The organism is Methylomonas sp. AM2-LC (assembly GCF_039904985.1).
In the GTDB taxonomy this organism is placed as follows: Bacteria; Pseudomonadota; Gammaproteobacteria; order Methylococcales; family Methylomonadaceae; genus Methylomonas.
This window is the reverse complement of the sequence record NZ_CP157005.1, coordinates 1,980,467-2,004,719: the sequence shown is the minus strand read 5'-3', so window position 1 is coordinate 2,004,719 and position 24,253 is coordinate 1,980,467. Positions and strand designations below refer to the sequence as shown.

At 44.5% G+C, this 24,253-nt stretch carries 14 protein-coding genes; 7 read left to right on the top strand and 7 right to left on the bottom strand.

Features of this window, described 5'->3' with window-relative positions; translation table 11 throughout:
* Window positions 1-32 precede the first annotated feature (32 nt).
* Entirely contained in the window at window positions 33-764 is a 732-nt protein-coding gene (locus tag ABH008_RS09135) for a hypothetical protein (protein WP_347989544.1), read from the top strand.
* A 480-nt stretch (window positions 765-1,244) separates the two neighbouring features.
* On the opposite strand, the gene ABH008_RS09130 is transcribed toward ABH008_RS09135, so the two are convergent.
* The gene (locus ABH008_RS09130; RefSeq protein WP_347989543.1) at window positions 1,245-1,535 is read right to left on the bottom strand and encodes a hypothetical protein; all 291 of its coding nucleotides are present in this window, start codon (window positions 1,533-1,535) and stop codon (window positions 1,245-1,247) included.
* A 227-nt stretch (window positions 1,536-1,762) separates the two neighbouring features.
* On the opposite strand from ABH008_RS09130, the gene ABH008_RS09125 reads away from it, so the two are divergent.
* The 3 genes from ABH008_RS09125 to ABH008_RS09115 all read left to right on the top strand — a co-directional run bounded on the left by ABH008_RS09125 (window position 1,763) and on the right by ABH008_RS09115 (window position 4,420).
* A complete protein-coding gene (locus tag ABH008_RS09125) occupies window positions 1,763-3,316 on the top strand; it encodes an efflux transporter outer membrane subunit (protein WP_347989542.1) in 1,554 nt (517 codons plus the stop codon).
* A gap of 181 nt (window positions 3,317-3,497) precedes the next feature.
* Window positions 3,498-3,635, top strand: a complete 138-nt coding sequence (locus tag ABH008_RS09120; RefSeq protein WP_347989541.1) for a hypothetical protein — start codon at window positions 3,498-3,500, stop codon at window positions 3,633-3,635.
* Window positions 3,636-3,658: 23 nt separating this feature from the next.
* Window positions 3,659-4,420, top strand: coding sequence for a zinc ribbon domain-containing protein (locus ABH008_RS09115; protein ID WP_347989540.1), 762 nt, complete (start codon window positions 3,659-3,661; stop codon window positions 4,418-4,420).
* A gap of 5 nt (window positions 4,421-4,425) precedes the next feature.
* Here the strand turns inward: ABH008_RS09115 and ABH008_RS09110 are convergent, their stop codons facing one another.
* The 3 genes from ABH008_RS09110 to ABH008_RS09100 all read right to left on the bottom strand — a co-directional run bounded on the left by ABH008_RS09110 (window position 4,426) and on the right by ABH008_RS09100 (window position 7,947).
* Window positions 4,426-4,944 carry an aspartate carbamoyltransferase gene (locus tag ABH008_RS09110; RefSeq protein ID WP_347989539.1) on the bottom strand — a complete coding sequence of 173 codons (519 nt, stop codon included), beginning with the start codon at window positions 4,942-4,944 and terminating at the stop codon, window positions 4,426-4,428.
* A gap of 190 nt (window positions 4,945-5,134) precedes the next feature.
* Window positions 5,135-6,871, bottom strand: a complete 1,737-nt coding sequence (locus ABH008_RS09105; protein WP_347989538.1) for a hypothetical protein — start codon at window positions 6,869-6,871, stop codon at window positions 5,135-5,137.
* Window positions 6,872-7,128: 257 nt separating this feature from the next.
* Window positions 7,129-7,947, bottom strand: coding sequence for a hypothetical protein (locus tag ABH008_RS09100; protein WP_347989537.1), 819 nt, complete (start codon window positions 7,945-7,947; stop codon window positions 7,129-7,131).
* A 342-nt stretch (window positions 7,948-8,289) separates the two neighbouring features.
* Between ABH008_RS09100 and ABH008_RS09095 the strand changes: the two genes are divergently transcribed.
* Window positions 8,290-18,537 (top strand): filamentous haemagglutinin family protein, encoded by a 10,248-nt coding sequence (locus ABH008_RS09095; RefSeq protein WP_347989536.1) that lies wholly within the window; start codon window positions 8,290-8,292, stop codon window positions 18,535-18,537.
* Between the two features lie 243 nt (window positions 18,538-18,780).
* Here the strand turns inward: ABH008_RS09095 and ABH008_RS09090 are convergent, their stop codons facing one another.
* Window positions 18,781-19,407 carry a hypothetical protein gene (locus tag ABH008_RS09090; RefSeq protein ID WP_347989535.1) on the bottom strand — a complete coding sequence of 209 codons (627 nt, stop codon included), beginning with the start codon at window positions 19,405-19,407 and terminating at the stop codon, window positions 18,781-18,783.
* Window positions 19,408-19,995: 588 nt separating this feature from the next.
* Here ABH008_RS09090 and ABH008_RS09085 point away from each other — a divergent pair.
* Together ABH008_RS09085 and ABH008_RS09080 are read left to right on the top strand one after the other, a co-directional pair.
* Complete coding sequence (locus ABH008_RS09085; RefSeq protein WP_347989534.1) at window positions 19,996-20,880, top strand: hypothetical protein; 885 nt, start codon at window positions 19,996-19,998, stop codon at window positions 20,878-20,880.
* A 262-nt stretch (window positions 20,881-21,142) separates the two neighbouring features.
* Window positions 21,143-21,985 carry an Rpn family recombination-promoting nuclease/putative transposase gene (locus ABH008_RS09080; RefSeq protein ID WP_347989533.1) on the top strand — a complete coding sequence of 281 codons (843 nt, stop codon included), beginning with the start codon at window positions 21,143-21,145 and terminating at the stop codon, window positions 21,983-21,985.
* Between the two features lie 13 nt (window positions 21,986-21,998).
* Here the strand turns inward: ABH008_RS09080 and ABH008_RS09075 are convergent, their stop codons facing one another.
* Together ABH008_RS09075 and ABH008_RS09070 are read right to left on the bottom strand one after the other, a co-directional pair.
* On the bottom strand, window positions 21,999-23,171 hold the full coding sequence (locus tag ABH008_RS09075; RefSeq protein ID WP_347989532.1) for a heparan-alpha-glucosaminide N-acetyltransferase domain-containing protein: 1,173 nt from the start codon (window positions 23,169-23,171) through the stop codon (window positions 21,999-22,001).
* A gap of 193 nt (window positions 23,172-23,364) precedes the next feature.
* The gene (locus ABH008_RS09070) at window positions 23,365-24,246 is read right to left on the bottom strand and encodes a carbohydrate kinase (RefSeq protein WP_347989531.1); all 882 of its coding nucleotides are present in this window, start codon (window positions 24,244-24,246) and stop codon (window positions 23,365-23,367) included.
* Window positions 24,247-24,253: the final 7 nt, after the last annotated feature.

The following is a 24,253-nucleotide window of genomic DNA, read 5'->3' as shown; positions in this document are numbered from 1 at the left end:
AACGGCACAACTAATCTTTTATGTTGGACGGCATGATGAACCATTTAATCCAACTGGTAGGTGCGACATTTGGTGCTCTACGGAATGGTCTTCTAGTAATTTTTATCGTTGCCTTATTTGCATCAAATGTTCTTCTGCTTACCAACTCCGCTTTCTTTTCAGTGGCGTCAAGTCTCGTTTCTAAGCTACCATTAGGAAGCCTGCTGGAAGGCAGTCCGAGTCGAAAACAAAAGATGCTAGAAGCGGAAAACAAAAGCCTACGTGAGAATAATGAGAAGATGTTCGCTGAACGTGAGCGATATCGGGCGAAGGTCAAGAATGCTCGAGCCGTTTCTAAGAGAATTGCCAAACGCACCGCGCGAAATGTCGCGGTTGATGTGGCTGACATGGTCGCAGAGGCTACACCATACATTGGTATTGCTTTCGTTGTCGCCGATACTGCGATGGATGTTAATGATGGTTGCGATACCGTTCGTGACGTGAACGAAATTCTGGATTCTCTGGACGAAGCAAACGAGAGGGTTGATGAGTCAAAGGTTTGTGGCATGGAGGTTCCGAGCGCCGAAGAAGTAGTCGCTCGAATCAAGAACAACATTGGCGACACATTGCATCAGTCCAAAGAAAATATCCGGGAAAGTGCCAAAAAGTGGAACGAAACGCTAGGCGGAACCATTGATCAGAGCGTGAAGAATGTGAAAGAAGGCGGTCGGGAATTTCAGGATGCCTTGGGGGGAACCATCTATCAGCTGTTACACGGTGATTAATAATAGGGTGTAGTTGCCACACAATCGTTGCAAGCGACGTCTGACCCGCTGAGCCCCCTTGCTCTGCAAACTGCACATCGTTTCCAACCACGCCTGAACATGACCGTTATATGAGCAATTTCCAGCATTAACCGTCCATTCAGAAATTCACTCCAACAGGCAGGTAATGGCCGAACTTTGTCAGTCATTGTCCAATCTGATCTGAGCATGAAAACTTAAATATCAGATTTGGTTTGGACTTTTACAGCTGATACTTTTACAGCTGATAAGCAAGTCATCATGATGCGGTTCGTGCCTCACCGCATCCTACACTACTAGTCAATCAACACCCAAACTGATAACGCAATACTCAGCGCATCTAGCAAAGCGTAATCAAACCTAACTTTCTTACCAGTGCAAGTTGCTCATTACACCTACGATCCTAAGTTTTCTGCTTCATTTTGGACTTTTACACTAAGGCATGTGCAACCCTTAATATGGCTACAAAAACTTGAATACTAACTGGTTATTCAGAAAATAATCAATCACTTGCATACTATTTACACAATCTAGACCTATACTTTTTCTCAGACGCTCAGCAGCATAAATTATGCTGATATACAGCTTGGCTTCTGGAACAAAACACTCGGAAATCTGTCGTAGCATGAATTGATACCTAGCACTTGCTGTAAACTGTGTTGCCACAAAAATGGGGACATTCTGAAAATCAGCATCGTCAAAATAAATGCCATAATGATGATAGACTTTGTATTCTTTACTTAACGGGAACAAGATTTAGAAACCCATACTGCTTTGTATCCGGCTGACTAGCTACACTAATGCCCTATTATGATAACCACCTTGAACATGCCTATTATTGATGGCCTGATTTTTAGTCAAATGCTGATTTTGTCCACAACGCTATCGTTTATTGATATATGTATCGTTTCTGCATAGTCATTTATAAGCGCATTTTTAACCCTACCGCTTGCCTAGCGCATAAACCATTATAATTTTGCATGATATTTTGCTTAAAACGTCCGCTGTTGTATACCTTGCTTAGCACGCAGTTGACAGCTTGTATGATGGGGCCTGACTATGTGCGGCCCGATGTCAATCTGCCGAAAGAATTTAAAGAGGTAAAGGGTTGGAAGCAAACCGAACCACGCGATAACGTAGTGATTGGAAATTGGTGGGAAATATTCAACGACCCACGCTTGAATGAACTGGAGGCACAAGTTGCCAAGGCTAATCAGTCCTTAATTCAGGCGGAAGCGCAATACCAACAAGCAGTACATTTGGTATTAAGCGCGGAAGCGCAATTATTTCCAACCGGTACGGGTACGGGTTCGTTTAACCGCTTTGTAGCCGCCAGTGGTACCAGTATTGCACCAGCCGGGGTTAGAAACCTGATCAACAATGGTTTATCGGCTACCTGGCAACCGGACTTATGGGGTAATGTTCGTCGCCAAATCGAATCTGATGTTAATGCAGCACAGGCCAGTGCCGCCACCATGCAGGCTTTACAGCTCTCTATACAAACCACTTTAGCCGCAGATTACTTTCAGCTTAAAATGCTGGATGCCGAAAAAGTGTTACTGGATGAAACTGTAGCCAGTTACACTAAAACGCTGGAGATTACTCGTAACCGCTATGCAGTGGGTGTGGCGGCAAAAAGTGATGTAGAACAGGCTTTGGCACAAACGGAATCGGTACGCGCCCAGGCAATCAATCTAGGCGTGCAACGCGCGCAATATGAACATGCGATTGCGGTTTTGATTGGGAAAGCCCCACAGGAATTGAATTTGGAAGTGGCTCCGTTGGATGCTCAACCACCGGCCATTCCTTTAAAACTTCCCTCTGAATTACTGGAAAGAAGACCGGATATTGCTTCCGCTGAACGTAAAATGGCGGCTGCGAATGCGTTAATCGGTGCAGCTAAAGCCGCATATTACCCTAATTTAAATCTGAGCATATCTGATGGTTATCAAAGCAGTTTATTAAATATTAATACTTTTTATACACTAGCCAAAAATTACTGGGCTTTAGGTCCTGCTTCCGGAGCCATGACACTCTTTGATGGCGGCGCGAAAAATGCCCAGTATAAAATGGCTATCAACAATTTCGATGCCACCGTTGCTAATTATCGGCAAACCGTTTTAACTGCATTTCAACAGGTTGAAGATAATCTGGCCGCCTTACGCATCTTGGAAGAAGAAGCAGATGTACAAAAGCGTGCGGTTGATGCCGCCAACCAAGCCTTGGCTTTAACGATTAATCAATACAAGGCTGGTACCATCAGCTATATTAATGTAATGACTGCGCAGGCTACCGCATTAACGAATCGGGTTACCGCTGTGCAATTGCAAGGTCAGCGCCTGAATGCGGCAGTACAATTGACCACGGCATTGGGCGGCAGTTGGAATTTAAACATGCTACCCAGTAGTGACGACATTGGTGATCAGATTAAATGGTCTGATTATCTGACCTTGCCCGGTGTGGATCAGGGTAAAAATGAAAACACTGCCAATGTGCCTTTTGCGGATTTATTGCAGATGCATTTTTTACCGTAGGATTTTGCTAGACACACAGTTACAATCTAGAATCAGTAGCACAATTTTTGAACGTCGCAAATGACTATAAAAGAAAACCCGATAGAACATAGATGCAGAATAAGGCGTTTGCAAATTGGAACACACTGCGTTATGAATTGAAATTGAACAGTGACCAAAGTTCTAAATAAGGTATAAATTTATGGAAGCCATTCGTAACATACTGACTGTAAAAAACGGCGAAGTTCATCTGCAATTGCCCCAGCAATTTTGGGGGCAAGAAGTTGAAATTATTGTGCTTGCTATGCAGCAAGCCACTACTTTTCAACTAGCATGCTGAATCACTAATGACATTTGGAAGCCATGATTTGTCCAAAATGCAACTATAAATTATCGGTAGAATCGCCAAGCTGTCCGCAGTGCGGGATCGTCTTTCAAAAGTATTTTAAGTATCATCCTAAACTTAGTGATCACGGCGATTTTCAGACGCCAGCAGAAGCTATCCCTCCCCGCCTGACAGCCACTAGCAACGAGTTATTAACAGAAACACAGCCAAGCAATCCAGCCAACCTTATTGGCGGGTTAATTATTATTGCGGGTCTGATTATTTGGAGTTGGCAATTGATAGGCCCGCCTATTGTAGCGAATGCGGCTGGAAACTCGTTTCTGCATATGGTTAATCTGCCGTTTCATGAGGCAGGACATATCATTTTCCGGCCCTTTGGCGCATTTATTACCTCTCTGGGAGGTACGCTGGGGCAGTTGTTAATGCCGTCTATTTGTATGGGGGTGTTATTACTAAAAAACCGTGATCCGTTTGCTGCCTCAGTTGCTTTATGGTGGATAGGTGAAAACTTTCTTGATATTGCGCCGTATATGAATGATGCCAGAAGTGGCACTTTACCGCTGCTAGGTGGCAACTTCGGCCATTCTGCACCGTATGGCTTTCATGATTGGCAATATTTGTTAACCGAATCTGGCCTGTTAGTTTACGACCATACTTTGGCTAAAATGGTGTTTGCCTTTGGCAGTTTCATCATGCTATTGGCATTAGCATGGAGTAGTTTGTGGTTATTTAAGCGTTATCAGCAACTAAAGTACTCTAACACTCACAATTACTATTAATTGGATTATGGCTGCATATGATGCTGATGATGCATTAGCATGGCATCATGCCCATGATCGTGTAATTGTGCATCAAACCAAGTATGTATTGCAGCAACCCATTCGGGTTTTTGCGCGGTAAAGGTGATGCTGGCACCTTGCGGTTCTGGCTTGTATGCAATTTGTATATCATCCGCTTTGGCTTTTTTTAAAGTTGCCAGACCCGGCATGTCTGCACCATGTATCGATTCTGGACCGGAATAATCCCCCACCTTAAATTTTTCTGCCAACTGTTGCAAATGCTGCCTGATTAACTGAATTTGTGCGACATCATTTGCATCGCGAACCACCACGCGTTGGATACCACCAGTTTCGGTCTTGCTAAACTGGTGCTGGGTTTTCTCCAGTTCAAAAGGCATTACCTGTGCGCCACGTTTAGCAACTTCAGCTTGTCGCAGTGTTTCTTCTGCCAGTAAGCCTTGCATTGACAATAGCAGCACTAATGCCAGTAAGCGTTGTATCAAACTATTTTTTGCTGACCGCATGCTTTTACTCCTAATCAATTTAGTCAAGACAACAGGCCAATAACGGCAGCTGCCACCCGCGCGAGTTAGACAGGCTAAAAGCCTCTAAGCTAGGTTGCACATCCCTGTGCAGTTTAAAGTTTAACGCATAGGCTTAACTTTAATTCCAATTCTTTTTAACTAGCGAATTAAGCGCTAGCAAACCATCGGCCTAGAACAATTGCGCTTGACCATAACTGCTATTAACGGTTGGAATGACACAAGCATTAGGATGATTACCACTATCCAATCGGCTGTAAGGCGTGGTTGGATTTGAAGTATTCCAAACCAAAGGTGGTTGAAAGCCATTATCCACCAAAGACAGATATCCGGCTTGCCCAAATAGTTGCGGACTCAAGCTGTTATTTCTTGATGCAATGGTAGCTGGCAATTTACTATAGGCAGCAATTGCGTTTAAAGCCAAATGTTGATTGGCAGTCACATTTGCTTGGTTCCAGGACAATGCATAAGTGCCTATTATCGGATAATGTCCCAAATAGGCTGCTTCGCCAGTCGGCGCAGCGCCATCTATGGCAATAAACCGATAGTTAGCACCGTTGGTGGCATTGCGTTCTGTGGTCTGGATACTCAAAGCCCACTGATTACCGTGTTTTGTTGTGCAGCTACTCACAGCGGATGAACAAGGCGGTTGTGGGTAGGGAGAGGGATTTGTCGTACCAAACCAACCATTGGTGCCATCATTAAAATCGGCCAGACATTTATCGACTGCACCTAAGCTGGTGGCATATTCCACATCGGTATATGGAGCCGATTGCGGTGTCGCCAGTTCTGGTGCGGTTGATCCCAGACACGGATACTGTAGCAGGTTGGCCAGAACAGCCACTTGTTGTCCCGCTCCATTTTCACGTCTACACAAATGCACCTGCGTATCTAATGGTGCTGACACGCCCGACCCTGTCGGAGCAGCCGCAATTAAATCGTAAAGTGTTTTAGTTGCAGTGATCTGAAACTGTGACCAATCGGAAACAGCCCCGGTGAACAGGCTGGTCAATTGTTGCTTGGTTAAGGTAGGCATACAATCAGGATTGGTATCATTACCCACAGTACAGGTTGAAGGTAATTGCCCCGTTGAAATTTCTGCATATTGCAAAGCATTGCGTAACACTAACGTGACAGGCACACCGATAATATGTCCGCCCAGCGCATGAATATTAGCGGTGGGTATCTGACCCGGTTGAATAGGGGCATAATTAAGCGTAGAACCTGCTGGTGGTAAGGCAACGTTATCCGCAGCGTAAAATACATCGGGGGTTATATCAGAAGTGGCAGCACTGGCTGGAATATTACCGGTAATACCATTCGCTGTGCCCGTTGCACTCACTGTAGAACACGAATAATTCCACTGATAGGTAGAGCCGCCGGTACTATAAGAACCGTTAATAGCTGTACATCCGGCAGTGGTTGGATCTGCCAGGTAGGTTAATACCGCGCTGGCATCGGTGGGATGCGCGACTGCATTCAAACCAATATAGGAAGCGCCTAAACGGCGTCTGGAAATCCAAAGTTTGGTTTTATGATGATTACTGGCATCACCTGTGGTTAAACCGGGTATTTTTGTATCATCGGTATAGCAATAAATGGCTGAGTAGTTGTCGTTAATAGCCGCTGTTGGTGAACCAGACAAATAGTTAAAATATATATGTGTCGTGGTATCGGTATTTGCACTGGTACCTGATAACGCGCCAGGCAGTGCTTTATCCAAACAAACTGCATTGGCCACTACTGTGTTTTTAACTAAAAAACCAAATGCGGGATCGTTAGCCTGCGAGCCAGGAATAAACAAGGATAAATCGGGCGTGCCGTCCTGTGGAGTTAAAGCCCAGGCATTAGCAGACAGCGCCAATGCCATAGCAACGGCGTTTAATTGATATTTGAATGATTTTTTCATGGAACATAACCTTTGCTTAAGGAGTAGCGGTGCTACCCTCAATTTAAAAATAAGTGGATAGGCATCAAATCCTCCTAAAGGCTTAACAATTAATCGTTACATCAGTTATAACCGCGTATCCTTAGCCAAAACGTTACTGAGTACTGACTAAGCGCTCTGCATGAGCGGTCTATTTTCATTATCAGCCTTAAAAATAAACCGCAAATACTTTAGTAACCATTAATATAAAAGCCTGCCTTTAGGAGAAGATACCGAGATCAGCAAGTGATAGCAGTAACCTGATTGCGTTTTTTACCAACCAGTAGCGATAACAGACCACCTATGAACAACCAGCTGGCAGCTGGAAGTGGAACAGCAGTAGCCGCAGCCGTTGATGTCCAAATCACGCCAGTATTGCTCAACGAAAAATAACCTGGCAACAGTGACATATTGACAGGACCATTTTTAGTAACCGTAGCGCCCGGAGAAGACAGATATTGGGCAACCAATTGATTCAAGCCGCCATTACCATAGGTAGAACTCAAATCATTCGTTCCCAAACCTTCACCAATGCCCCAGCTTACAAAGTTGGCGTTAAATCCTGCTTCCTGCAATGAGGTTGAGTCAGTCAATAAGCCGGTACCGGTTAAATTGATGGCAGACACCCTTTTACCGAAATAGGCTACATCCTGAGTAAAGGTAATGTCAGCAGGTGCGTAAGTAAATTCACCATAGGGTGGCACATTAGTGACTAATAGGCCTTGATTGGGATCTTTGTAGCCAGTAGCTGCATTGACACCTGCGATGTTGTATTCAATGGTATCCCCTGCTGCCAAGGCCCCGCTAACCCAAGTGTTATAGGTAGGATCGAGGGTATAATTTAAAGTTTGACCACCGCTTAATGAATTAGCAGCACCTACAAAGTCACCCACAACAACACCCAAATCTGCGTTATAGGAATAACCCGTGTTGATATCGAACGCATTCAAAAATACATCATTTGCTACCAGACTACCCGCTTGGGCGGCTTGTACACTACTCGCCAACACTATACCTAGTGTCAGTTTCTGGTAAAAACCCCAATTTTCCGTTTTCATAAAGACCTCATTAGCGTAATTTGCCATTAGATTGATTTAAATTGCCTATGTCTCACCCTATTGCATCCCTTGCACCGAAAACAAAAAACTGAATAATCCGCCTGTTTCGTTATGTCCATTAATACATAACGTAAAACACTTTTGTATAGGGTGTCAAATATTTCATAGCAAATATATTGTTTCTTTTTGTGAAACAGTACCGCTATTCAAAAATAACATACCGCAAATTATGCACTCTACGACTCATTTATGAGATTTAACCTTGTTTAAATATCAACATATTGCTGTATACACCCAAACAGTGATATATATATGAATATATATTGAAACCAGGGTGCAACTATGCACAGAAATCAATCCGAATTACCCGATCAAACATCCAGCCAGACTGAAAAAATAGCGAATAAAACCTTCTGCTGCCTATTTAAAAGCGGGGTTTTAATCATTTCAAACGCGACGGCTTGTTGGGCTGAACCTGCAGGCTTACCGGTTCCGGTGAATAGTCTCAATCATCTGACTAATCCCAGTTTGCACAACACGGTGAATGTGAGTACGGTTGGGGAAGCCACGGCTTCGATTAGCAGCGATGGGCATACCATGACCATTGATCAAACCACCGGCATGGCTATTCTGGACTGGAGCAGTTTTAATATTGCACAAGGTAACACCGTGCAGTTTGTGCAACCCACCAGTACCTCGGTGGCTTTGAATGAAATAGGCCAGAGTGACGCCAGCCAGATTATGGGTCATTTGCTGGCCAATGGTCAGGTGTATCTGGTCAATACCAATGGTTTTTTATTTGGCTCACACTCTGTAGTCAATACGAATACGCTGGTGGCAAGCAGTCTGGAAATCAGTGACAATGTTTTTCAGCAAGGCATCACCAATGTGGTGACTAATGGCGCCCCCACCACCAACACGGGCAGTAATTCGACAACAACGCCCGTTGCTGCTTTAAGTGGCAATAGCAATAATAGCGTGGAAATATTGGTGGAAAAAGGTGCCAATATTAAGGTTGCTGATAAAGGCCGGGTAATTTTAGCGGCACCCGTGGTTGAAAATGATGGCACCATCAGCGCCCCGGATGGCCAAGTTATTCTGGTGGCGGCAAAAGATAAAGTATTTCTGCAGGAATCCAGTTCTGCGGATTTACGCGGCTTGCTGGTAGAGGTTCAAACTGGCGGCAGCGCAAAAAATCTGGGTACTATTATCGCTGAACGTGGCAATGCAACCATGATGGGTTTTGCCGTTTCTCAGCAAGGAGTGGTTTCTGCCAGCACCTCAGTTGCCTTAAATGGCAGTGTGCGCCTGTTGGCTAGAGAAGGTGCGCAACTGGTTAATACCTCGGTATCTAACACCACGAATTATTTGCTGGAACCCGCCAGTGACAGTACCGTGCGCAGTAACGATTTGGGTGATGGCTTGGGTAAACAAGCAACAGTGACCATGAGCAAAGCCAGTAACACCACAGTGACACTGGATGATTCAGCCGGTAGTGCCGTATTGGGATCTAAACAACCGCAATCCATAGTCGATGTGGAGGCTGGCTATATTGATATGCAAAATGGCTCACAAATTGTGGCGCATGATGGCTTGGTCAATTTAACAGCCAACCAGTCGCCCACTACCAGTAATAGCCATTTTGGCACCCCTCCCACTCTCACGGCCAGCAATAACAATACTAGCCGCATATTATTAGAAACAGGCAGTAGCATTGATGTTTCTGGGGTACAAAACGTGGCAATGGCCATGTCCAGCAATATTCTGGATGTCAGTTTATACAGTTATGAATTGCGTAATGATCCCACTCAAAAACACGGGCTGCTGTATGGAAAAAATGTTGAGATCGATATGCGGCAAGGTACTAGCTTGGCCGATATTTCTGAAGCAGAAGCGGCTATCAAATATTCGGTTGCCTACCATAACAGCCAAGCAGGTACGGTTAATTTAGCCTCTGAAGGCGATGTTATCGTACAACATGGCGCTAATATTAATATTTCCGGCGGTTCTATCGCTTATCAGGCGGGAGAGATTCAAACCACTGAGTTAGTCTCAAATGGCGTGGTATATAGCATGGCTACTGCCAGCCAGAATTTAAACTATCAGCAACTGATTACAGTTAATACCTATCAAGCCGCTTATACACAAGGCATGAATGCCGGCAAAGTAAATATCACTAGCCGTGATGTGCTTTTGGATGGTGCCATTCAGGCTAAAACCATCGCAGGCGAATATCAACGCAATGTCAGCAGTTTACCCAGCGCGGGGCAACTGGCAATCGATACCAGCTGGACAGGATTATTGCAACAAGATGTGATTTTTACCAACACACAAAACCTGACCACTACACCCGACTTAGCCAGCGCGGTTACTTCGCCATTGTATTTGAGTAATACTTTGTTCAGCCAGGGTTTAAGCAGTCTGAATCTGAAAACGGGTGGCGATGTTAGCATAACCCAGGATACGAACCTGACCTTGCCCGCACTGGGAAATTTAACTGTACAAGCCGGGTCTATTTCTGTTGAAGGCAATATTAGTGTACCCGCAGGCACCGTGGCTCTTAGCACTAATGTGAGCAACAATCCGGCTGGAGCTAAACCGGATGGCATTATCTCGCTAGCGAAAGGCAGTGTCATTGATAGCAGTGGCGTATGGGTGAATGATTTGCTGGCAATGTATGATCACCAGCCATTACAGACTTTACCCATCAATGGCGGCAGCATCAGCTTACAGGCACAAGGCGATTTATTATTGGAAAAAGGCGCAAAACTGAATGCCAATGGGGGTGCCTGGTTACAAAACAATACTACACTCAGCGCTGGTTTAGGTGGAAACATCAGTCTCAGTACAGCGGGTATCGGCGCTAATAGTAATACTCATTTACTGCTGGGTGCTGATTTGTCTGCCTTTGGTTTGAGTGAGGATGGACATTTGTCTATTGCTGCCAACAGTATTGATATTGTTGCAGACCCTGCCCTAACCAGCACAACGTCCAGCACCTTATTTCTATCTAACCACTTTTTCGAAAAGAGTGGCTTCAGTACTTATACGCTTACCGCCAATAATGGCGACTTATCTGTCGCAGCCAATACCACTTTGAATTTACAGCAAACTAATTGGCAATTAACGGCGGCGGCTTATAACATGGCGAGTGGTACGCCGTTACAAAATTTAACCGCGCCTATCGAATTGTCCGGTAGTCAACGCAATCCGGTCAATTTAAATTTGAATTTATCGCAAACTGTAGAGGGCGTTAATCCTGCAGCAAGCTTGAGCATAGGCAAAAATGCAGTTATCAATGCAGATCCACTGGCGAGTATCCGTCTCACATCCGACGCCAATATCAACATTGATGGCCGTTTGAATACACTGGGTGGTAGTATCGATATAAGTATTACCTCCCCGGCCAATAGTAGCTCTGATCCCGGTTACAATGCCAACCAAGCCATTTTATTAGGTGCTGACGCTTATTTAAACGCCAGTGGCGGCAGACTACTAACCCCCAATAACCGTAATCAGTTACTGGGAACCGTACTGGATGGTGGCACGATTACCCTTGCTGCAAACCGTGGTTACATTCTAATGGAAAGTAGCAGCACTTTAGATGTTTCCGGTAGCCAAGGCTTATTAAATATTAGCAATGCCCAGGGTCTGCAAACAGAAAACATAGCATCAGCGGGTGGCAGCATTAATCTGACTGCTGCCGAAGGCATGGCCTTACAAGGCCAGTTTTATGCAGCGGCTGGACACGGGCAAGTAGCCACCAACAACGGTGTTGCTGCCGGGGGCAGCCTGAATATTTCTCTGAATGCGCAAAATCGCGGCGAACCCCTGAATGTCAGCTTTCCAACCAGTGAACGTATTATTCAGCTAAGTGCCAAGCCCAGCGTTTTACTCAGCGATGCGCAAATGAGTAGCGGCATTATCCCTGCCAGTATTAATGGTCTTGCCAATATTTCTGCCAGCCAAATTCAGACTGCGGGTTTCGATCATTTAAGCTTGGACACGTTTATCAATGCTCAAAGCATGTTTGCACCTGAGCCCTTAGTGGGTGCGGTGCAAATTGTGGGTGATTTGAATTTGACAGTAAAACTAAGCATAGACCTTGACACCCCTATTCTCACGCATAGCTGGACTGGACCAGCGGATAGCGGCCAAGTAACGGTTACCACCGATATGTTTACTTTGGGTTCCAGCCAAAATCAAACCACCCTGCCAGGAAGCCTGACTAATTCCACCAGTAACGCTTTTAATGGCAAAACACCCGCCATTTTAACCGTGAATGCTGACACTATTAATTTACAGGGCGCCAGTGCATTGAGTGGTTTTAACCAGACACAGCTGTTAAGCAGCGATGCTATCAGTTTAATTGGCGTTAATCCCAACGGACAAAATAACTTGCTGGGTAGTCTGCAACTGACTGGCGAACTGGATCTGGGCGCGCGTGCTATTTTTCCAACCACTATGACGCAATTCAGCATTACTATTGACGCTACGCAAAGCCCAAATGGCTTGGTGAAAATTTTACCCAGCCAGGCAAACCGGGTTACCCCGTTGTCGGCAGGTGGTGAATTAACCATTAATGCCCCTATTATTGATAGTTACGGGGTGATGCTGGCACCGTTTGGCACCATCAATCTGGCTGCATCTTCAGCCTTAACTTTGGAAGCGGGTAGTTTTACCTCTGTGAGTGATTTTGGCATTGATACCGCACAGGGAAAAAACATTGCTCCGCCTGTTACTATTCCTTTCGGCAAAACAGAGGGCAATGCTAGCTATTGGTATTATCCCATTGGTAGCTCACAAAATATTCTAAGCGGTACTCCGGAAAAAGCCATCAGTCTGAATAGCCCCAATATTAAGTTGTTAACGGGGGCTACTATTAATCTTAATGGCGGTGGCAACTTATCTGCCTATGAATTTATTCCTGGCCCAGGCGGCAGTATGGATTATCTGAGCGCCAGTTATCAGCACAGTTATGCAATAGTACCCACCTTAAACGCTGCCTATGCGCCATACGATGCCTTGGCCACTGCAAGCAGCGGCCTGAGTCTGGGTGAAAACATTTATTTAAGTGCCAGCGCAGATGGCTTGGCCGCTGGAAATTATGTATTACTGCCAGCCATTTATGCCCTGCTGCCCGGCGCATATTTAATTACACCGCAAGCCAGTATGCTGGATATGGCCGCAGGAACCACCTATACCAGCAGCGATGGTGCTACGGTAGTTGCAGCTTATACGGAAACGGCAGGCAGTAATGTCGTAGCCAGCCATTGGCAGGGTGTTGAGGTGCAATCTGGACAAGTTGCTTTTGATTATTCGCCCTATCAAGTCACCACAGCCAGCAGCTTCTTTACCAGCCACACGCCCAGTACTGCTGTTGCTTCATTACCCGAAGATGCAGGCAATCTAAGTTTACTAGCCAGCCAAACTTTAAGCATAGATGCCGACATTATGGCCAAAGCCAGTACGGGTGGTTTGGGGGGGCAGCTCGACATTAGTGCCAATAACATCGATATCGCCAATAGTGCCCCTGCTACACCGAGCGCTAATATTACTCTAACTGCCAGTGGCTTAAATGCATTGGGTGTAGACAGTATTTTAGTGGGCGGCGAACGCAAACGCAGCAGCACTGGCACGACTGTAACAGTCAATGCCGAAAACGTGAATGTGGAGGCCAATATTGCTTTAAAGGCACCGGAAATTATTTTAGCAGCCAGCCATTCTATTGATGTCGCCTCAGGAGCCAGCATTAGCGCGACGGGCAGTTTAAACCGCACCGACACACAACTGACTATTGTTAACGGTAGTAGCAATAACAACAGTGGCAATGGTGCTTTGTTAAGAGTATCGAATGCTGGCCAAGCTAGCGTCGTGCGCAATCATGCCGCAACAGATCCGCTTGCGGGTTCGCTCACCATTGAAAGTGGTGCAAGCTTAAGCGGCGCTGGCTCCATATTGCTGGATGCCACTGGTAGTGGCAGTTTACAAGGCAGTATTCAAGGCAGTACACCCAACACCACCTTAGACACTTTAACCTTAAACGGTAGTTTAATCACACTGGGCGGTACCGCCACAGCAAATACTGGCTTCCAGTTAGCAGACAACACTTTAAATACCTTGAAAGTTGCTAATTTGCAACTGCTCAGCGCCAGTACTATCAATATTGCAGATACCATTAATTTGCATCTCAGTCATTTAACGCTGGATGCCAGCGGGCTGATCGGCACAGCTCATGATGGGCAAATCGCCACCATCAATGCCGATAGCGTGGTATTACAAAACAGTACAAATCAGGCTAGCAGCCCCATTAGCGCGGGTACACAACAATTAAATTTATTGGCGAATACCATTACGCTGGGTAGCGGTCACTATGCTCTAGGTGGATTTAAGCAAATTAATTTAGAAGCTAATCAGCATGCTAATGCTGCCCTGAAAGACAGCGGCACAGGCAGCCTAACTAGTGTGGGTGACATGACGATCACCACGCCAGTCTGGACTGCATTGGCGGGTGCCAATACGACTATGACTATTGAAAATGGCCATTTAACCACATTGGCCGATGGCAGTGCGGTTAACAACGCTGCGCTAGGCGCCAAACTGCAGTTGACCGCCGAACAAATTGATCTGTATGGCAATATTGCAATAGCCTCTGGGGTGGTTAATCTACAGGCAGCACAGGATGTAAATCTGCATACGGGCAGCAGTATTGATACATCAGGCCAAGTTATACAGCTGGGTAACGATCAAATCGGTACGGGTGGCGGTAGTATTTCGTTAAAGAGTGATACAGGTAATGTGACGGTAGAAACGGGAAGCAATCTGAATGTGTCCGGCTCTATATTGGGTGCCAATGCGGGCAGTGTGTCACTCAATGCCGCTATGGGTACGATCAATGTAGCCGGCACTCTACAAGGCTTTGCTTATCAGGGCGGCACGGGCGCTAGTTTTAATTTAAACGCACAACATATGCTGGGTAATTTTTCCAAAATTAACTCTTTATTGCAGGAGGGTGGTTTTGATGGTGATTTAGCTCTCAGACTGGGTGAAGGCAATCTGACGATTGGCGCAACTGACAAAGTACAGGCACAGAATATTTCTCTGATCACTGATAATGGCTTGATTAAGGTGTATGGAACACTGGATGTGAGTGGCGCTCAGGCGGGTAGCCTGCAATTGGCCGCAAATAAGGGCATCCTGATAGAAAGCGGCGCAACGCTGAAAGCAGTTTCGACAACGACCACACATGCCGATGGCAGTATCAAATTAAGCTCTGATCCGTTACCTGTTAATGGTATAAATAAAGGTATTGGTGTGGTGATTTACAACGGCGCAACACTAGACGCAGGCAAAAGCAGTGTTGAAGTACTGGTTAATCGTTTAAATAACCATGATGCTGCTGTCAATATTGCCAATAATACCGTATTGGGCAGCGGGGCTTTAAATGTCTACGTCATGGCGCATTATGCTGACCTTACCCCAACCGATGCACTTTTTCAACAATGGCTGACAGACACTCAGCATTATTTAAATGCGGCCAGCACTAACACGGATTTAAACACCCGCTTGGCAGGCTTTAACTTGTTACCCGGACTGGATATACAAACTCACGGGAATTTAAACTGGAATATCTCTACAGCTTTGACCAATCAGGTCAGCACACCGGGCTTACTTAGCATAAGAGCCACTGGCGACATCAATTTTCAGAAAACGCTGAGTGATGGTTTTGTACCGGGTAATACCGCCCTAACCTTACAAAGCGGCCCTTCCTGGAGCTATAACATTGTGGCAGGTGCCGACTTAAGCAGTGCAAACAATCAAGACACCTTAGCCAGCAGTAACGGCTCTGTGCATATAGGCAGTGAGACCAGTGTCAGAACCGGTACCGGTAATATTTATGTTGCTGCCGCTGGCGACATTACCCTGACCGATTTTACCTCGACTATTTTTACGGCTGGCGAAAGTGGCTCTATCCAAGATCCTTATAAAGCCTACCGACCCACAACTTTCAGTGTTCAATATCCTGTGAATGGCGGCAATCTGACGCTGAACGCGGGTGGTAATATTGTGGGTGCCAGTACCCCGCAATTAATGTCTGACTGGTTACAACGTTCCGGCAGTTGGACGGCAAATAGTAGCACGGTGAATAGAAACAACTTGCCAACTGCTTGGGGCATAGATTTCGGCAGCTCGGTGGCAGCCATTACAGGTGCCTATGGCGTCAATTCCAGCCTGGGCTTTATGGAAAATATAGGGGCTTTGGGGGGCGGTAATGTCACTGTGCATGCGGGTGCCAATATTCAGGACTTATCGGTCATGTTGCCCACCACCGCCATTGCCAGCTTACAGAACGGCAGTATGACACTACAGGAAAACGGTGGTGGTAATTTACTAGTAACTGCGGGGGGTAATATTGCAGGGGGTGTTTTCTATGTCGAAAAAGGAACTGCAAATATCTCTGCTAATGGTGCGATTACCGGCGGCACAGAATATTCGTCTGGCCCGATTTTCGCTTTGGGTGATACACAATTTAATGTTACCGCTGCAACTGGGCTGGATGTGGGAGCAGTGCTCAATCCGTTTATTATTGCTCAAGCTGGTGTGCAAAGCTCTAAAACGAATTATTTCAGCACTTATACCGAACAAAGCGGGATTAACTTACAAAGTTTGACTGGCGATATTAATCTGAATAACAACATCAGTTTGATAGAGAATCAAATCAGCACTTGCAGCGATTTGGCCTGTGAGCAAACGGATTTAGTCTACCCGTATTTAAACGCCGAGACCGAAATTGCACCCTTGTTAGCCATGTATCCCGGCAATTTACATGCTTATGCTTTAAGCGGCAATTTGGCAATTAACCATAATCTGAGTTTGTATGCTGCGGCCAACAGCAGTTTTAGCCTGGAAGCCGCCGCCAATATAATACTGGGCGATAACGTGGATTTAACCCAATTAGATATTAACCCGACACAGTATCTGGCGGTTCTGACACCGTTAAATGCCAACAATTTTACTCTGGACACTGCTTATTGGCTAAATCAAAACAGCTACGAAAACACCAATGCCCATGCCGCCGTTCCAGTACATAACAGCGATACCCAACACAATAAAATAATCTCTGCTAAAGGTAGTATTCTTGGCACGGGCAACAGCGCCTTTATCATTTCCGCCAAAGCCACCGATATTAGTGCGGCTCTGGATTTAAGCAATTTGAATTTATCTTTGCAAAATCTGAATAGTACTTATCAGGATGTCAGTAGCCTTAGCGTGGGTGGCAATATCAGCTATACCGCTACTCCAGATCCGGTATCTGGTTCTTTTACCAGTTCCAAATCGCCCGGCATACAAATCGCTGGCCCCGGTTGGCTGAATGTGTGGGCGGGTGGCAATATTGATCTGGGTATTTCAAACGGTATCACTAGTGTGGGCTCTCTATACAACACCGCGCTTCCCAGCCTGGGTGCCAATATTACTGTTTTAGCTGGGCAACCGGCACTGCAAATTAGTATATCGGTAGACGATTACCTGCAAACTTATGTATACAATCCTGATTATGAAGCCTCTTTACAGCAACAATTACAAACATCACAATCCGTTCCCTTAGCAACGGCTTTACAGAACCTGATTGCCGCGATCAATACCAGCAAAACCAATCTGGCACAGGCTAAAAACAGCAATAGCAGCTTACAAGCCGCAATCAGCGTGTTATTTTCGCAATTTAACTGGGTGGATACGGCGGTGAATACCAGCGAGGGAACAGCCGCATATCAAGTCGGTTATGATGCCATAAAGCTGCTGTTTCCTGATCCGGGCAAGGGTAATATCACTTTGAATTTTAGCGAAATCCAAACGCAGGCAGGAGGCAATATTAATCTGCTGGCACCCGGCGGACTAGTGAATGTTGGTCTGAATGCCTCAGACCTTTCTATCAGCAAATCGGCTGATCAATTGGGTATTGTTGCCCAAGGCCAAGGGAATGTAAACATTCTCACTTCCGGTGATGTACAAGTAAATCAATCAAGAATATTTACGCTTGATGCGGGTAATATAACCGTCTGGTCCTCCGAGGGTAATATCGATGCCGGACGCGGGGCTAAATCATCTCTGGCTAGCGAATTCCCCATTGCTAACTACGATGCATACGGGAATCTGATCCTGACCTACCCTGCCACGGTTTCAGGCAGCGGTATCCGCGCTCAATCCGGCTATAACAGCACTGAGATTGGCAATATCAGCCTGATTGCACCGCATGGTGAAGTCAATGCTGGTGAGGCCGGCATAGGCGGTAACAATGTCATCATTGCTGCACTGATTATCGGTAATCCAGGAAATATACAGAACTCTGGCTTTAGTCTGGGTATTCCACAAGCACCCAGTACGGTTATCGCAACTGATAGCACAGGTTCTGCTTTGGCAGGTATTACCAAGCAGGTCAGTATGAATTTGAATACGGAGGATGATACCTTAACCAAACAATCGGCCAAATCTGAAAAAGTGGCTATTTTAGACACTGAAATTCTGGGCTTTGGGCAGTGTAGTGTCGCGGATATTAGAAAGGGTGTATCGGGGTGTGGGGGGGATCACTAGAGATGATTGGCGTTTTAAAAGGGGTAAGATTTACCAAGCAACGGCTTTTCAAGCAAACCATAACTGCTTAGCTACCCGACTTTTGGTGATGGAGTCTCTGTGGGTAGCAACGCGGGCGGAGACAATTGTACTTCTTTCCATCGCGCTGCATCAATTGAATCCCATAGATCGTCCATAGCACCTAACGTAAAGTTAAGGGGCACCGCGATTCTACGGCGTCCTGCTTGAACATTGGGTTGGAGGTCATACGTACTCGATCTTGTTTAAGCATACACCTTTGAATTTAGCTGCTCTAATTGCAGTTCCGACTTCAGTACCAACAACAATAACAGGGGATTGTTCATGAGCCTGTGCAAACTCTAAATCTGTGCGATACATACCTAGAGAAATGGGGAACTCGACACCTTTGAACCGAAGTCGGCTTGTGCCAAAAACACCTGCGTAGCATTCGCATAGATCACAATAGTAAAGAAACCGAATCCCCAATGATGTGCTCTTATCAACTTCTAGAATGTTGCGTATAACAAGCCAATAATGTTTTGGTTGAGATGGCAAGGTAATAAATTCAATGCCATTTATCTCATGGTTCTCGCAAAAACTCTTGAATTTATCCGAAACGATTGTGTAGCCATCATATGTTGAACTGATGTCCATGCTTTTCTTGTGAAGCCTAAAGCTTGGATCAATATAATCATGGTTAATTTTCCTTCCGCATTTGGGACAAGTCGCAGGATGTTGTCCACCATTTTTCAGAAAACGCCAGTCAAAAAACTCGCGCTCTCCATCTAGTGCACGCTGTGTTTCTTCTCCGAGCATATAGCTGACGTTGTCGTGACTCGAAAGGCTATAACCGATAAGCTGCTTTGTCATGATGCCCAACAAGTTATTAAGCTGATAACAGTAAATCTGTCCCTAAACCTGTGTCGCAACAATAAATTTGTAAACTGCAAGAATTTTTCCTTTCCGAATATCATCCAAACCGAATCAATAGCTGAAATTGGAGGATGTCATGTTGACTGTTCCTGCATACGTGATTCAGACGCTAGAGTCGCTGTTTAGCTTACGTAATATTCTGGATTAGAGCGCCGCGATTGTCATTAGCTCGGGTGTGATGAGTTTACGAACCGCACCATAAAGCCTTAATCGCCGCCATCAAACTCAAATTTTTAGATTGGTAGAAAATACATGGTTAGGTCTTTCGATGACACATTTAACCTCTAATTAATACTTATTTTAAGACAAATATGTGTTATTGAAAGACCTGGCCATATTGATTCTGAGTGAAGCTGACCCATAGGCGATAATTGGTTTAATATTAACAATTTAAGCTATAGTATCTACAGTACTTTGCTTATCAAGAGTTACAGACAAACAATTTAGTATTTTCATTAAATTTCGATTCTTGTAATTAAGAAAATATCTAGGTTGGTGTATTTTTCAATTTTTTAGGAGAAAAACATGTCAGATGAATATATTAAACTGATTCGAGATAGCCTCAGATCAAAATCGCACGGGATTATTAGTCGAGGAAATCAGCCCAAAGAAAGTGGTGATGATGATGTAAATTTGCTTACCAAACATGTAGAAGCCAGATTTATCGGTCTTACTTCACATTGCACAACCATACATCATAAAGCTTCTACTATTAGCTTGGAACAATCCACATTACTAAAATCACGAACATATAACAAACTAAATGATTGGTTGAGAACTGGTGCTGGTAGAGCCGCTCCTATACGATCTTTAGATTTACAGGTAAAGGCGGGTAGCCAAATTATTTCTCCGCCTTATGATAGGGAATGGAGTTTGGGCGTTGCGGATGCTTTCGGCGCAAAAGCTGATGGGAAGTTTCTGACGTTACAGCCTAAACCATACGATATATCGGCAGCTGGTGTTGGATTTATTTTACAGTCATCAACGCGATTAATGGCCGAGATAACACCGCAGGGAAATTATCAATTTAGTGTTATATCATTTGAAAATCATCATCCTGATTATTCGTCTCTAGGAGGATTAGGAGTAACCGTTGTGCAAACCAGTAATAATTTAACGACTTTTTCCAACAACATTGCATTGTGGAGTGATAGTAATTTTACCCCATTTTCAGGCATAAACGGTAATGGACTGCTATCCGACACAGCTAACATAGGTTTATTTGGCCCATTTGGTTCAGATAGATTAACACCTTTTACTATCATACTTGAACCGGGTGAAAACTACCTAATTTGGATCTGGGCTTGGCAATGGACAAATGTTCCCGATAATTCCAGTTTTCTGGCTATGCTGAATGTTTCCATACCTTTTATTTCTATTCTGGCAGGTATTCCTCCTATGACTAAATGACAAGTATTTACTTGCCGATAACTCATTATTTGAGCAATGGGTACAAAGCGCGAAGGATGTGGAGAGTTTACGAACCGCACCATAAAGCCTTAATCGCCGCCATCAAGCTCAAATTTTTAGTTTGGTAGAAAATACAAAGTCAGGTCTTTCGATGACATATTAAATATCTAATTAATATATATTTTTAAGTTACGGCTTAAGCCTCCAGAGCTAACTATAGCTTATAATACCTATTCAAAATCATCCCAACAGATACCAACCCGTGCAAACCGATAGCCTTTTCTACCGCTTGTTCCAAAACTGGCCGCAGTTAGCTTTAAGCATGTTGCAATTACCGTTTCAGGCCGATAGTTATCAATTTGTTTCCGAAGAAATCAAACAAACCAGCTTTAGAATCGATGGCATATTTAAACCAACTGCTAACGATTCTACGCTACCGCTAATCTTTGTTGAAGTGCAATACCAACCGGATCAGCACTTTTATGGCCGTTTTTGCAGCGAGATCATGTTGTATTTATACCAGCAAAAACCAGGACGGGATTGGCTGGCTTTTGTGGTTTATCCTAATCGGGCAACGGAAAAACCACCCGCAGCAGAGTTTTCTTTTTTACTCACGCTACCACAAGTGAAGCGGCTTTATCTTGAAGATTATCAACATAGCAATGACCCTGCTTTCACATTATTAAAACTACTAGCTTGTACAGTTGCAGAAACTGCGCCATTAGTGCAAACTTTGCTGGCACAACAAACCGAGAATGGAACTGCACTCAGTAAGGATGTGCTGGAATTTATTGAGACTGTACTAGTCTATAAACTACCGAATTTGAGTCGAGAGGAGATCAGAATCATGCTAGCCTTAAATGATGTGCAATTAAAACAAACCCGTTTTTATCAAGAAGTAGTGGCAGAAGGTAAGATAGAAGGTAAGATAGAAGGTAAGATTGAGGGCGAAACCCAGCTGTTACTTCGACTACTAAACAAACGCTTTGGCCCATTACCGTTATGGGCACAACAAAAACTGGCGGAAGCACAAATCGAACATCTGGAAATCTGGGGGGAACGCATACTGGACGCCAACACACTGGAAGAAGTGTTTAGCGCATAGTGCGGATTATATATCATGGCTTTCTCAAAACGAATAGCAAAGATAATAATAGTTGGCCTAATGTCTTGTATTCGATAGATAAACTGGAAGCCTGAAAGCCATAATAAAAAGTTAGAAAGGCAACAGGGATGTATAAAACCATTAGCCCTATCGTTCCAACTTGGGGGTTTAATGATTGACGCATCATATTACCTAGAGAGTTAGTGCCTTTTGCTAACCAAAAACTGAGTGCTAAAATAACTAATATTAGCGGAAAAAATGTGTTTAAGTCTTTTTCTACGAATACTAAAGAAACCAGATAAATAATATAATAGTGTATGGGTACAACTGCCAAGGACGATGTACCTCTTAATGATAGCGCATGCTTGATAGCTGTTAGGCTTGATAACGCACTGATTATCCACACAAAGGCTAAACTCAACAAAACTACTGCAAAGCTACGGATATAAAAACCAACACCGACAGTACCCCATCTAATGAAAGAAAAACCCCGCCTTTCAGCAACAATACTCAACACTGCGGGTAAAAGCGCTAAACAGATAAGGGTAACAATTAATTTAACTTTATGGGTTTCGATTATTGGACGGTAATGCATAATGTAAAATCCAACTATATAACCCCATAACGGATAAACCATCCAGGGAGAAAGCGGATAAGTTGCACCTTGAACGCCAATATTCCCAAACACCCAATGTTGTAAATTTGTGATGAAATTATTTTCGGTAACTGGATCAAGATGCGGCCCAATTGCATAGCGAAACAGCGAAAAAGTTAAAATCCCTACTAGGCATGAAATAATGGGATTCTTCGAACACCGGATAAACTCAAGAACAACTCCCGATATAGCGATAAACCCCAGAAAATCTATTCCCCAGGCTATGCCTAAACTCCAAAATCCCAACCAATCAGCTAATAGCAGGACGGCTGTTTTATATAAAACCGGATACCAATTAAAATTCTTTAATTTATACGTTGACTGTATACCTGCACCAACCCCTGTCGCAAAAAAAAATAATACAGGCGCATAACTACTGACAACTAAAACAAGATCAAAAATTGAATGACTGTATAACTCTGGCTCTACTAGGTTATATCCGGCATGATTAACTATCATAAAAAGCGCAGCCAATCCGCGCAAAACATCTAACTCATCACAACCTAGCTGTGCTTTATTGATAGCATTCATAATTTGTTATTTCAGGTTATTATTATTGAATCATTTAGGTATAAATTAATCGGAACAATTATTGTTACCGGGATTAAGCCACCCACCCAAATCTTGGCTTTATTAGCATCTAGGCAGGTGGGGGTTAAGAAAATAAATCAGCTTAACTGAAAGACGTGCTTAACTCGCTAATCATCTGTGCCGGATAGGCTATTTATAACGCCCATTCCTCAAGAAACTGCTGATAAAACGCTAAACTATCCACTGTAGCGCCCCGTTGCCCAACTAAAGCGGAGGCAAACGTTTGGGCGCGTTGCAAGGTGATAGGCAAAGTCCAATTTTGTTGAATACCCCACAGTAACACAGCCGAAAAAGCATCTCCTGCACCCACGGTATCAACGACTGTCACCTGCGATTCAGGTGTAACATGGATAAAATCAAGAGCCGTGGTAACAGCAACTGCCCCAGCACTACCTCTGGTGACTATCAATCCGCTTAATTGATACTGTTGCAGAAAAGCGTGCATTTTGCTTTCTAGACTGAGTGGAGTTGGGTTGAGTAACTGTAATTCCTGCTCGTTGAGTTTTACCCAATCGGCCTCGGCTAGCCAGTTCTCCAGCATGGCTTTGTCCCACCACGGACTACGCAAATTAACATCAACAAATACTTTGCCCTGAAAGCGCATTTTTAAGCTACGCAAGGTTTGTCTGCAAGTCTCATGTCGCAAAGCCAAACTGCCATGGTAAAGAATATCTGGCTGAGGATCAGGAAATGCTTGTGATTCGATAAAATCATAAGCTTGATTATCTACAATTTGGTAGCTGGGCTCACCCTTGTGCAAGCTGACACTGACAATACCGGTAGGATGTGTGGCATCAATTTGCAAACCCGCTACGCTCATTCCCCAACCTTGCATTGCGTTACGGATTTGGCTGCCCGCATGATCATCCCCTACCCGACTAATGAATAAAGGTGATTGGCGAAAGGCTTGCAAATGCCAGGCTACGTTGAAAGGTGCGCCACCCAATACCTGCAATCCATCGGGAAAGCAATCGAATAATACTTCGCCGAAAATGGCGATAGTTTTGTTTTGCATAGTGCCG